Consider the following 11,595-nt stretch of genomic DNA (forward strand, 5'->3'; position numbering starts at 1 on the left):
CGACTTGGCCTGGTTGCCGCGGCGGCGAGCGCAGGTGCGGCCGTCCGACGATGAGCCGCTGCGCACGAGCACGCCGACAGAAGAGCCCGTACCTGGTTTCGTGCGCATCACCACGCGTGGCAAGACCTCACCCACCGAGCCTCCCCTGCCGGCCACCGACATCTTCCTCGGTCGCACGCTGGTCACCGTGCAGCAGTACGGAGCCTTCGTCGACGATGGCGGCTATGCCGACGACAGCCTGTGGGATGGCGATGGCCTGGCCTGGCGCATGGGTGCATTCGATGCGCTCGCCGCCACGACCTTGGGTGGCGCAGCGATGGCGCCACGCGCTGTCGCGCTGCGGCACCTGCCCTGGCGCTGGGCCGAGCAACGCACGGCGCCGACCCACCCGGTGGTGGGCGTCAGCTGGTATGAGGCTCGCGCCTACGCCGCCTGGCTGGGGCTTCAGCTGCGTCCGGATCTGGTGAATGCGGGTCTCTCGCACCACCGCGTTCGTCTGCCGACCGAGCTGGAGTGGGAGCGTGCGGTGCGAGCGAAGAGCCTGCAGCAGGCCGACGCGCGAGACTTTCCGTGGGACGAGGAAGCCAGGTCGGTCATCGGGCCGGTGGGTCTGGCCAACGTCGACGTGGCCCGTCTGGGCCACAGTTCTGCCGTCGGGCTGTTCCCACCCAACCCGCTGGGCCTGTTCGACCTGGCAGGCAATGTCTGGGAGTGGATGGACAACTTTCTGCTGCCTGCCGACGCTGCCGGCGCCGCACGCCGAATCGAATCGGCCGCGCCGATTCGCTACCTTGGCGGCCAGATCAGCGCACAGCCCGGCATGGCCTTGCGCGGTGGCTCATGGCAGAGCTCTCTCGACGACGCGCGCTGCGGCGTTCGCGTCAGCCACATGCCTTGGGAGCACGACGACACCATCGGCTTTCGGGTGGCGCTGGTCCCGCCTCAGGCCACCCCACCCGCCTAACTAACGCCGCGGCTCCGCACCAAACCGATTCTCTCCTCGCGTCCCCGGCAAGAACCCGTTGTCGATCAGCGCCCACAGCTGCCCGATCAGCGGCACCAGGGTGATCAGCACCCACCAGGCGGCCCGGTCGCGGTCGTGCCAGCGCTTGGCCGAGATCGTGATCGCCGGCCAGGCGATCAGCAGGTTGGCCAGCGTTTCGGCGCGGTCAGGGTGCAGGCCGGCGATTTCCAGCAAGGCCACCGCGACCCCACCTACCAGCAGCAACGCCAGCACACCGTGCAGCCAGAAACTGCGCCGGTTGATCCGGCCGCGCAGCCCCCCATAGAGCTGCCAAGGCGTCATGTCCTCGACCAGCAGCGGCGGGGTGTGGTGGATCGGCAGCGTGAACATCCGGCCAGTATTCCACGCCAGCGCCGCGCCGGGCGCGGCGGGCCGGTGGTTCAGGGCGTGTCGACCCAGAGCTGTTGCATCGCCACCTCGAAACGGGTTTGTCGTTCGCTGCTGCCGCGCTGGTGGTGGTCCTGCACGACCCAGTCGCCGGCCACCATCACATCGCGCCAGGGTCGGCCGGGGCTGGAAAACACCAGCGCGTCGAGCAGCCGGCTCGGCGGGATGCCGGCCAGGCTCGCGTCGCCGAGGTCGACCACCAGCAGATCGGCGCGTGCACCGGGGTGGATGCCCCACAGCGCTTCGCCGCACGCGCTGGCGCCGCCGGTGAGCGCGCTTTGCCACAGGCGCTCTGCCGTGGCCGGCTGGCCGGCCTCGGGCGCGGCGGCCACGTTGCGGCACTTCAGGCTCAGGCGCTGGCCGTAGTCGAGCCAACGCAATTCCTCGCGCCAAGCGCGGGTCACGTGGCTGTCCGAGCCGATGGCCAGCGGCACGCCGGCTTTCAGCCAGGCGGGGATGTCGGTCAGGCCGTCGCCCAGGTTGGCTTCGGTGCTGGGGCAGATCACCGCGGTGCTGCCGCAGTGGGCCACCGCCATGATCTCGGCCCGGTTGACATGGGTCGCGTGCACCAGCTGCCAGCGCGCATCGAGCAGCCCTTGCTCGGCCAGCCACTCGACCGGGCGCAGGCCGGTGGCGGCCAGGCAGTCACGCACTTCGGCCGGCTGCTCGGCCACGTGGATGTGGATGGCGCCGCTGAAGCCCTCGGTCAGTCTCTGCAGGCGGTGGATCGACTCGGGCGCCGCGGCGCGCAGCGAGTGGATCGCCACGCCCGCGTTCAGCCGCGCGTGGGCCTGCGCCTGCACCGCTTGCGCGGCGGCCCAGACCGCGTCGGCGCCCAGGTGAAAGCGCGCCTGGTCCGGCCGCAGCTTGGGGCTAGTGAAGCCGGCGCGTTCGTACAGCACCGGCAGCACCGTCAGACCGATGCCCACATCGGCCGCCGCATCGATCAGCGCCTGGATCATCGTGTGGCGCTCGGGGTAGGGCTGGCCGTCCGGCTGGTGTTGCACGTAGTGGAACTCGCAGACCTGGGTGTAGCCGCCGCGCAGCAGCTCGCTGTAAAGCTGTGCGGCGATCGCGCGCAGCATCGTCGGGTCGACCGCACCGGCCACACGGTACATGCGGTCGCGCCAGCTCCAGAAGTCGTCACCCTCGGATTCGCGCCGCTCGGCCAGGCCGGCAAAGGCACGCTGGAAGGCGTGGCTGTGCGCGTTGACGAGGCCGGGCAACACCGGGCCGGCCAGCTTGGCCACGCCGTCGGGCGCCGGCGTGTCGGGCTGCACCCGTTGCCACCGGCCTTGGCCGTCGATGTCCAGCAGCACGGCGTCGCGCCAGCCGCCGGGCAGCCAGGCGCGGGGGGCCCAGAAGGTGGTGTCGGTGGTCATTGGGCATCCTCCGCGTTGCGCGCCCTGGATTTCGCCTTGGGAACGGCCCGGCGGCTCATGCCTTGGGCGTCCAGTCGAGCGCTGCTTGCAGCAGCGCGCGCAGCACCGGCTGCAGGCGCGCAGTGCGGGTGGGGTCGACACGGTAGGGCGGCGTCTCGGGCATGTAGGTCGACCAGCACATTTCCAGTTGCACCGCGTGCACACCCTGGCCGGGTTGGCCGTAGTGGCGGGTGATGTGGCCACCTTTGAAGCGGCCGTCGACCACCTGGGTGTAGGCGGTCTGGGTTTCCAGCACGTTGGTCAGTGCCGCGCGCAGCGATGCTGCGCAGCTCTTGCCCTCGGCGGTGCCCAGGTTCAGATCGGGCAGCTTGCCTTCGAACAGCCACGGCAGCTCGCTCTTGATGCTGTGGCCGTCGAACAGCACCGCGTGGCCGTGCTCGGCCTTCAGCCGGGCCAGTTCGGCCTGCAAGGCATGGTGATACGGCTGCCAGTAGGTGGTGCGGCGTTCGTCGATCTGCGTCGGCGTCGGCGCGCAACCTTCGCGGTACAGCGGCTCGCCGGTGAAGAAGCGCGTGGGGCACAGCTCGGTGTTGTTGGCGCCGGCGTACATCGGCGTGTTCTCGGGCGGGCGGTTCAGATCGATCACGAAGCGCGAATACACCGGCACGATGAGGCTGGCGCCCAGTTCGCGCGCAAAGGCATAGACCTCGTCCAGGTGCCAGTCGGTGTCTTCGACCTGCAGTGCGCGTTCGGTGTACAGCGGTTGCAGGGCCGGCGGGATCTCGCGGCCCACATGCGGCAGGCTGACCAGCAGCGGCCGGGTGCCGCGGGCGAGGGTGAAGCTCGGGGTGTTCAAGGTGTCGTCCATGGGGTTTGCCGTCAGGCTGAGATCTTCTGCCCGCCTGCCACGACGCCGCGGCCCGCGCGCTCGCCGAAACGGTAGGCCAACTCGTTCGGGTGGTCCGCCGCCCAAAGCGCGAAATCGGCGCGGAAGCCGGCGCGCAGCTGGCCGTGGCTGTGCCCCAGGCCCAGTGCGGTGGCCGCATGCCGGGTGGCGCCGGCCAATGCTTCTTCCGGCGTCAGCCGGAACAGCGTGCAAGCCATGTTCAGCATCAGCGGCAGAGAAAGGGTCGGCGATGAGCCGGGGTTGTGGTCGGTCGCAATCGCGATCGGCACGCCAGCGGCGCGCAGCGCGGCGATCGGCGGCAGCTTGGTTTCGCGCAGGAAGTAGTAGGCGCCAGGCAGCAGCATCGCCACCGTGCCGGCAGCGGCCATGGCAGCGATGCCTTCGTCGCTCAAGTACTCAAGGTGATCGGCACTCAGCGCCGCGAAGCGTGCAGCGAGGGCGGCACCGCCCTGGTCGCTCAGTTGCTCGGCATGCAGCTTGACGGGCAGGCCAAGCGCCCGAGCGGCATGGAACACCTTGTCGATCTGCGCCGGCGTGAAGGCGATGCGCTCGCAGAAACCGTCGACGGCGTCGACCAGGCCCTCGGCGTGCCACTGCGGTAGCCATTGGCAGATGGCATCGATGTAGTCATCGGGACGGCCTTCGAACTCGGGCGGCAAGGCGTGCGCGGCCAGCGACGTGGTGCGCACGGTGAGCGGCAAGGCCTGGCCGATGCGCCGCGCCGCGCGCAGGCAGCGCGCCTCATGCTCCAGGCTCAGGCCGTAGCCGGACTTGACCTCGACCGTGGTGACGCCGTCGGCCATCAGCGTGCGGGCGCGGGCCAAAGCCGCTTCGAACAAGGTGTCGTCGCTGGCTTCGCGCGTGGCGGCGACTGTCGAGCGGATGCCGCCGCCGGCGCGGGCAATTTCCTCGTAGGTTGCACCTTGCAGGCGCAGCTCGAATTCGCGGGCGCGATGGCCGCCGTAGACCAAGTGGGTATGGGCATCGATCAGCCCTGGCGTGACGAGCAGGCCGTGCAGGTCGATCGGCTCCAGCGCGGCGCGTTCCGGCGCGTTCAGCCGTTCCTGCAAGGCGGCATCGGCGTCGGCCGACGGCCCGATCCAGGCGATCTCGGCGCCCCGGGTCAGCAAATCGCCCTGCGGCAACCAGCCCCAGGCCGGGCTGCCAGGCTGGCCGGACATCGTGGCCACCCGCGCCCCGCGCCACCACCGCCATGCGGTGGTGTTGTGTGACATGTGTGATGCCTTGGCACTCAAGTCGTCAATTGTCATGTTCAGTCACCAAAGCTAACGAGAAATCGGGGAGGAATAACAAAAGCTGTCACTTTGCGATCCTGCCGCCTCTAGCATGCGCGGTGGAACGAACAGCGCATCGATGCTCGCCGCCGACCGCTCTGGCATGGTAGGCCTGGCCACGCATCCAGGAGCCGCCAAACGCATGTGGCATGCCGAACCCGGCCCCGGCCTCGGGCGGCGGCCTTCGCAGGGAGAAAAAACCATGTTGAACCTGTGGGCAGATCCGCTGCCGCTTGCCGAGCGCCCGCCGCGGCAGCTTGACGCCAGACGGGCGGCCCCGGCGCCGCTGTACCGCATCGACGCGCTGCCAAACATCGGCGGCCACACGCCCGTGTCGGCCGAAGACGTCAACCAACAAGGCTGGGTCACCGGCGTGGCCTATGCCGGCGACGACGAGTGGGCTGCCTATATCCACCTCGCCGGGCAGACGCGCCTGTTGCCCGGCGGCCGCTTCGCCTACAGCCACAGCCTGAACGATCGCGGCGACGTGGTCGGCACGCTGGATGGCCAGGCGTGCTGGTGGCCGCTGGGCGACGAGCGGCAGATGCTGGCCGGCATGCGCCGGGCCGCGTCGATCAACAACCGTGGCCAGATCGCCGGCAGCGCGTGCTTCGACGGCGTGAACGAGCGGGCCGCGCTGTACAGCGACGGACGGCTGGTCGACCTCGGTACGCTGGGCGGTGCCTCCAGTGTGGCCACCGCCGTCAACGACGCAGGGCAGGTGGGCGGCTATTCGCAGCTGGCGTCCGGTGAGGTGCACGCGTTCGTCTGGCAGCCGCTGCTGGGCCTGCTCGACCTGGGCACGCTGGGCGGCGCCGACAGCCGCTGCGCCGCGATCAATGCGCGAGGCCAGGTGCTGGGGTGCAGTGACGACGGCGACTGCGACTCGACGGCCTTCATCTGCACCGGTGGCGAGATGACGGCCCTGCCCACGGTCGGCGAGATGGACCTGGCCGTGTTCTCGCTCAACCGGCAGGCCGAGGTGGTGGGCAAGCTGACCGGCCCGAACGGCCAATGGATCGCATCGCTGACACGCGCCGGCCGGACCCGCCGGCTGATGAACCTGCTGGACGACAGCGGTGCCGAATGGCAGGCACTCAGCGTCGCGCTGGGCATCAACGATGCCGGCCAGATCGTCGGTGTCGGCCAGCGCAAGCGTGAGTGCACCGAGCGCGCGTTCATCGCGACGCCGCTTCCGCGCTGACGCGACGCAAAGAGCCGAGAGGCTGGCAGACGGCCGGTGCGATGCGGGTTCGCGTGCCGCTGGATCTTCGAGGTCGGCGGTCGGCGGCCTTGTTGAACAGCCGGTGAACTGACGCGAGATCGCAGGCATGTGCCTCAGGCGAGCGAGGCTCATGCTTTGCCGCTCGGTGCTGAACGATCGCATCATGTTTTCAGGTCAGGCATCGTGCGGCCCATCGCCCGGGCTGCCGAAGAGCACAGAAGCGGCACGGTCGTCGGCCCACGCGAGTCGATCAGGCCGTGGCTTGCAGGCTCATCCACCATGCCCGGCACGACGAAGGGTCGGCGGGTTGCAGGCGCCAGAGCCCCGTGCCGGCGTCGTCACACCAGGCGAGGCTGTGGACCGGCAGGCTCAAGGCGCTGCCGTCATCCGCCTGCAGACGCGCCGCAGACGCGGTGTAGAGGCCACGCCAGCGGCCTGCGACGGGCCACGCGCTGTGGGGCATCGCGCCCCACATCGTGGCCGTGCCGGCGCTGTGACGGGCCATCAGGTTCAGGTCTCGCGTTGGCCCGTTGACCAGGTGGCAGCCCGGCGCCGCCACGCCGTCGAAGCTCAGTGGTGCCGATGCCGTGGTCAGCGTCTGCTCGATGCCGGAAAAGTCAAGCACCACGCCTGCGCCTTCCAGCACCGCGAAACAGCGCTGCACACCGGGGAAGGGCGAGAACGGGCCGTCGCGGTCGATGTCGGCCACGCTGACACGCACCAGCCAGTCGGCGCCCGATCCGGGCGGCCAGGCCAGCAGCTCGCGCGTGACGCCGCCGCCGTTGCGCCAGGGCTGTGGCGTGATGTGGCCCAACTCGATGATGTGGATCGTCATGGTGTGAAGTGCCCTTCCAGCCCATAGCGGGTGCCGGGATGCACCAGCCGGGCCAGGGTGATCGCGCTGTCGGTGGTGAACGTGCGGCGCACGATGATCAGGCAAGGGTCTGTCGGTGCAATGCCGAGCAGCTTTGCCTCGTCCTTCGTCGCGCGGCCAGCCTCGATCGAGTATTGCGCGCGCCACAGCGCGGTGGCTTCGAACAGGTAGTGCGTCGGCGTGGTGCGTGTGAAGTCTTGCGACAGGTAGTCTGGGGCGCAGGCGGGGTTGACGTAGCGGTCTTCGCACTGCAGCGGGACGCCGTTCTCCAGGTGCACGATCAGGGTGTGGAAGACCGGTGCGCCGGGCTTCAGGCCCAGCTGGCCGGCCAGACCATTGGTGGCTGGCACCTCTTCTTGGGCGATCACCCGAGCTTCGTGGTGGTGGCCGCGCTCGGCGATTTCTTCATGCAGGTCGCGCAGCGTCAGCGTCGACGACACCTTGTGCAACTGCGCCGCAAAGGTGCCGACGCCCTGCACCCGTTCGATCAGCCCTTCGGCCTGCAGCTCGCGCAATGCGCGGTTCACCGTCATCCGGCTGACGCCGAACTGCGCGACCAGTTCGGCCTCGGAGGGCATCAACACGCCCGGCGGCCAATCGCCCGCGGCCAGCCGCCCTTTCAGGTACTGCTTGACTTGTGCGTACGGGGCCAGTCGGGTGGGCGTCATGGCCGTATGCTAGCGATTCAACCTTGTCTATACAAGTCGATTGTCTAGACAAGTGGGATGTACCGAATGTTTCCTTCTGGCGGCCACCGAGGATTGACTAGAGGATGAGTCCCCTGCGCTAATGGAATTGGACCATGCAAACGCTGGTGTTGCGCAGTCCGACACTACATCAAATACCGTGGAGATCCCAATGTTGCGTTCCCTGATAGCCGCCGCGATGGCGGCACTGTCGACCGTTGCCGCCTTGGCGGCGCCCGGCTACAAGATCGAGGTCATTCCTCAAACCGCCAGGGTTACCCCGACAGTGGCCTTTGCCATCAACAACAGCGGCGTCGTCGTGGGGCAGGGCGAGACTTCGGATGGGCAGGTCATCTCCTTCAAGTATTCGAAAGGCAAGGTGAGTCGTCTGGCAGGTGACCTGAATGTCTGGATCCGAGACATCAACCGTGCCGGTGACATCCTGGGCCAGGTCTCTGACTACAACGTGATCTGGCATGCAGACGGTTCCCGCGAGGAGTTGAGTGTCGGCGGCCTGGTGGCGCTGAACCGGCATCTCGAGGCCGCCGGGTCGGCCATGTCCGCGGGAGGCGACCTGACACATGCGACCTTCTACAAGAACGGCACGCTGACCGACCTGGGCTCGTGGGGCGGCAACCATCGGGCGAGCTTGGGCCGCGGTATCAACGACCTCGGACAGGTCGTCGGAGTGACCTATCTCGAGAACAATTCAGGCTCGGTGGCCGTGATCTGGGAAAACGGAACGAGCCGGCGGGTCGTTGGCCTCGCCGACGAGCAATCGAGCGAGGGCATCTCCATCAATGCAAAGGGCCATATTGTCGGTTATGCCACTACCTTGACGAGGGGCGATGGTTTCATCAACGACGGCACTCCGCGTCGCCTGCCTCGGGTGATGTCCTACCCATTCATGCCCAAGGCCTTGAATGTCCGTGACGAAGTGGTGGGCACGGTTGCCGCCGAGGCGGGGCTGTCGATGAAGGGAAAGTCCTACAAGCTGATGTCGCTGCTTGACGCGTCTTCGGCCGGCTGGACGGTCCTGGACGTCGCCTGGGACGTCAACGACAGCGGGCAGATCGTTGGCACGGGCATCTACCACGGCGCACGGCGAGCGTTCGTGGCGACCCCCGTCACGCAAGCCGAGTAACCCGGCAGGCCACCGAAAGCCACCGCGACGCGGTGGCTTTTTTGTTGGATTCGCCGGCTCTCGGCCTACTTGCACAGACTTGTCTAGACAAGTAGGATGCGCACCATCGCCGAACGTGCCGAACCGGCCTTCCACACGGAGCCCTCCCATGACCGATCTGTCCCAGCCCACCCGCCGCGCCACCGCTCGTCCTGTGAAGGCGCCCACCGGCACCACGCTGCACTGCCGCAACTGGCTGATCGAGGCGGCCTACCGGATGATCCAGAACAACCTGGATCCGGCCGTGGCCGAGAACCCTGATGCGCTGGTGGTCTATGGCGGCATCGGCAAGGCCGCGCGCGACTGGGACAGCTTCGAGGCGATCCTCGACAGCCTGAAAAAGCTGGGTGAAGACGAGACGCTGCTGATCCAGAGCGGCAAGCCGGTGGGGGTGTTCCGCACCCATGCGGATGCGCCGCGGGTCTTGCTGGCGAACTCGAACCTGGTGCCGAAGTGGGCGACGTGGGAGCACTTCCACGAGCTGGATCGCAAGGGCCTGATGATGTACGGCCAGATGACCGCGGGATCGTGGATCTACATTGGTAGCCAGGGCATCGTGCAAGGCACCTACGAGACCTTCGTCGAAGCCGGCCGCCAGCACTTCGGCGGCTCGCTCAAGGGCAAGTGGATCCTGACGGCCGGCCTGGGTGGCATGGGCGGCGCGCAGCCGCTGGCGGCCACCTTCGCCGGCGCCTGCTCGCTGACGATCGAGTGCCAGCAGTCGCGCATCGACTTCCGCCTGCGCTCGCGCTACCTCAACGAGCAGGCCAAGGACCTGGACGACGCGCTGGCCCGTCTGCAGCGCTACACCGCCGAAGGCAAGGCGATCTCGATCGGCCTGCTCGGCAACGCGGCCGAGGTGCTGCCCGAGCTGGTCAAGCGTGCCCAGGCTGGCGGCTTCAAGCCCGACTTGGTGACCGACCAGACCTCGGCGCACGACCTGGTCAATGGCTACCTGCCGGTGGGCTGGAGCGTCGAGCAGTGGAAGGCCGCGCAGGCCGATGCCTCGCAACACGCCAAGCTGCGCGACGAGGCGGCACAAGGCTGCGCGGTGCACGTGCAGGCGATGCTGGCCTTCCAGCAGATGGGGATCCCGACCGTCGACTACGGCAACAACATCCGCCAGGTCGCGTTCGACCAGGGCGTGAAGAACGCGTTCGACTTCCCCGGCTTCGTGCCGGCCTACATCCGCCCGCTGTTCTGCCAGGGCAAGGGCCCGTTCCGCTGGGTGGCGCTGTCGGGTGATCCGGAAGACATCCGCAAGACCGACGCGAAGATGAAGGAGCTGTTCCCCGAGGACAAGCACCTGCACCGCTGGCTCGACATGGCCGGCGAGCGCATCGCCTTCCAGGGCCTGCCCGCACGCATCTGCTGGATCGGCCTGGGTGAGCGCCACCGTGCCGGCCTGGCCTTCAACGAGATGGTCAAGAACGGCGAGCTGAAGGCGCCGATCGTGATTGGCCGCGACCACCTCGACTCGGGCTCGGTCGCTTCGCCGAACCGCGAGACCGAAAGCATGAAGGACGGCTCGGATGCGGTCTCCGACTGGCCGCTGCTGAACGCGCTGCTGAACACCGCCGGTGGCGCGACGTGGGTGTCGCTGCACCATGGCGGCGGCGTCGGCATGGGCTACTCGCAGCACTCGGGCGTCGTGATCGTCTGCGACGGCACCGACGCCGCGGCCAAGCGCATCGAGCGTGTGCTGTGGAACGACCCCGGCACCGGCGTGATGCGTCACGCCGATGCGGGCTACGAGGACGCCGTGGCCTGCGCGAAGGAGCGCGGCCTGAACCTGCCGATGATCAAGTGATGCGAGTCAACGCCGACTTCGTCATCGCAGCGGTGCGGCCGGCGCCGGGCCGCTCCCAAGGCGGCCGCGCACCCTCTCGGAGGGTGGCGTCGGTACCCCGGCGCCGAGTGTCGTCATAACGGCAATTTGATGAAGCGCGGGCGGTAGATGTCCTTGCCACCAGCGCTGAAGTTCTCCCAGAAGTCGAACGTGTTCACGTGGTAGCTGATCAGCAACTCGCCGGGGGCCGAAAGGTGCGGATGCGCCTTGGCGCCGTACACGAAGGTGTCCGGCGTCAGGTTGTCCTCCGGGCACAGCCAGATCGGGATCGGCTTGCCGAAAGGGCCGACCGGCGAGGCGCCGTAGCGCACGACGACCGTGCCGCTGAGCGTGTCCAGCTGGTGCACGATCAGGAAGCGGCCGTCGGCCAGCGGCGTCACGCTGATCTCGGCGCCCATGCGGTTGGCCACCGGCGCGCTCGCGTTGATGTCGGTCACCCACGTGCTGCCGTTCCAGAAGCGGTAGCTGCCGGGCATGGTGATCTGATCGGGCTTGACACGCGCAACCAGCAGTTTCTTGTTGTAGTCATCCGAGCGCACGCCGTAGACGTAGATGAAGCCGTCCGGATTCGGCGTGCCGGCCTGCACGGTCATCGGCATCGTCGCGATGCCAAACGCGATCTCGCCCAGGTTGCCGTTGCGCGGCGCGAACAGCGGCAGGTTCTTGCGGCTGTACAAGCCGAGGAACGGTGCGTCTTCGCTGGCCGAAGCGGTGAGCAGATCGACGCCGACCTGCTTGAAGTTGAACGCGCCACCGTCGCCCAGCGCCATGCGCGAGGCGAAC

At 68.2% G+C, this 11,595-nt stretch carries 11 protein-coding genes; 4 read left to right on the plus strand and 7 right to left on the minus strand.

Annotated features, from left to right (window positions below; all coding sequences use genetic code 11):
* Window positions 1-964: formylglycine-generating enzyme family protein (locus VFY73_RS10375; RefSeq protein ID WP_329718336.1), on the plus strand; the 964-nt coding region annotated here is incomplete at its 5' end.
* Here VFY73_RS10375 and VFY73_RS10380 read toward each other — a convergent pair.
* Genes VFY73_RS10380 through hutI form a run of 4 tightly spaced genes read right to left on the minus strand, consistent with a single transcriptional unit; the run spans window position 965 to window position 4,935 of the window.
* On the minus strand, window positions 965-1,354 hold the full coding sequence (locus VFY73_RS10380; protein ID WP_329718338.1) for a DUF805 domain-containing protein: 390 nt from the start codon (window positions 1,352-1,354) through the stop codon (window positions 965-967).
* Window positions 1,355-1,404: 50 nt separating this feature from the next.
* The gene (locus VFY73_RS10385; RefSeq protein WP_329718340.1) at window positions 1,405-2,793 is read right to left on the minus strand and encodes a formimidoylglutamate deiminase; all 1,389 of its coding nucleotides are present in this window, start codon (window positions 2,791-2,793) and stop codon (window positions 1,405-1,407) included.
* A 55-nt stretch (window positions 2,794-2,848) separates the two neighbouring features.
* Entirely contained in the window at window positions 2,849-3,661 is an 813-nt protein-coding gene (hutG, locus tag VFY73_RS10390) for an N-formylglutamate deformylase (RefSeq protein ID WP_329718342.1), read from the minus strand.
* A gap of 11 nt (window positions 3,662-3,672) precedes the next feature.
* Window positions 3,673-4,935, minus strand: a complete 1,263-nt coding sequence (gene hutI / locus VFY73_RS10395) for an imidazolonepropionase (RefSeq protein ID WP_329718344.1) — start codon at window positions 4,933-4,935, stop codon at window positions 3,673-3,675.
* 262 nt (window positions 4,936-5,197) lie between these two features.
* Between hutI and VFY73_RS10400 the strand changes: the two genes are divergently transcribed.
* Window positions 5,198-6,199, plus strand: coding sequence for a hypothetical protein (locus tag VFY73_RS10400; protein ID WP_329718346.1), 1,002 nt, complete (start codon window positions 5,198-5,200; stop codon window positions 6,197-6,199).
* Window positions 6,200-6,470: 271 nt separating this feature from the next.
* Here VFY73_RS10400 and VFY73_RS10405 read toward each other — a convergent pair whose 3' ends face one another.
* Both VFY73_RS10405 and hutC read right to left on the minus strand, forming a co-directional pair.
* Window positions 6,471-7,055, minus strand: coding sequence for a HutD family protein (locus tag VFY73_RS10405; RefSeq protein WP_329718348.1), 585 nt, complete (start codon window positions 7,053-7,055; stop codon window positions 6,471-6,473).
* On the minus strand, window positions 7,052-7,762 hold the full coding sequence (gene hutC, locus VFY73_RS10410; RefSeq protein WP_329718350.1) for a histidine utilization repressor: 711 nt from the start codon (window positions 7,760-7,762) through the stop codon (window positions 7,052-7,054). The genes VFY73_RS10405 and hutC overlap by 4 nt, the downstream gene beginning before the upstream one ends.
* A gap of 190 nt (window positions 7,763-7,952) precedes the next feature.
* Between hutC and VFY73_RS10415 the strand changes: the two genes are divergently transcribed.
* Window positions 7,953-8,924: a hypothetical protein gene (locus VFY73_RS10415; RefSeq protein ID WP_329718352.1), complete on the plus strand. Its 972-nt coding sequence runs from the start codon at window positions 7,953-7,955 to the stop codon at window positions 8,922-8,924.
* Between the two features lie 148 nt (window positions 8,925-9,072).
* Window positions 9,073-10,773 (plus strand): urocanate hydratase, encoded by a 1,701-nt coding sequence (hutU, locus tag VFY73_RS10420; protein ID WP_329718354.1) that lies wholly within the window; start codon window positions 9,073-9,075, stop codon window positions 10,771-10,773.
* 113 nt (window positions 10,774-10,886) lie between these two features.
* Here the strand turns inward: hutU and VFY73_RS10425 are convergent.
* Window positions 10,887-11,595: DUF4185 domain-containing protein (locus VFY73_RS10425; protein WP_329718356.1), on the minus strand; the 709-nt coding region annotated here is incomplete at its 5' end.

Origin of the sequence: Ideonella sp., assembly GCF_036277275.1 — a bacterium.
Taxonomy (GTDB): Bacteria; Pseudomonadota; Gammaproteobacteria; order Burkholderiales; family Burkholderiaceae_C; genus Ideonella.

Coding starts and splice junctions, on each gene's coding strand:
- VFY73_RS10380 (WP_329718338.1), bottom strand. CDS start 1,354: ATGTTCACGCTGCCGATCCACCACACCCCGCCGCTGCTGGTCGAGGAC.
- hutG (WP_329718342.1), bottom strand. CDS start 3,661: ATGGACGACACCTTGAACACCCCGAGCTTCACCCTCGCCCGCGGCACC.
- hutC (WP_329718350.1), bottom strand. CDS start 7,762: ATGACGCCCACCCGACTGGCCCCGTACGCACAAGTCAAGCAGTACCTG.
- VFY73_RS10400 (WP_329718346.1), top strand. CDS start 5,198: ATGTTGAACCTGTGGGCAGATCCGCTGCCGCTTGCCGAGCGCCCGCCG.
- hutU (WP_329718354.1), top strand. CDS start 9,073: ATGACCGATCTGTCCCAGCCCACCCGCCGCGCCACCGCTCGTCCTGTG.
- VFY73_RS10405 (WP_329718348.1), bottom strand. CDS start 7,055: ATGACGATCCACATCATCGAGTTGGGCCACATCACGCCACAGCCCTGG.
- VFY73_RS10385 (WP_329718340.1), bottom strand. CDS start 2,793: ATGACCACCGACACCACCTTCTGGGCCCCCCGCGCCTGGCTGCCCGGC.
- hutI (WP_329718344.1), bottom strand. CDS start 4,935: ATGTCACACAACACCACCGCATGGCGGTGGTGGCGCGGGGCGCGGGTG.
- VFY73_RS10415 (WP_329718352.1), top strand. CDS start 7,953: ATGTTGCGTTCCCTGATAGCCGCCGCGATGGCGGCACTGTCGACCGTT.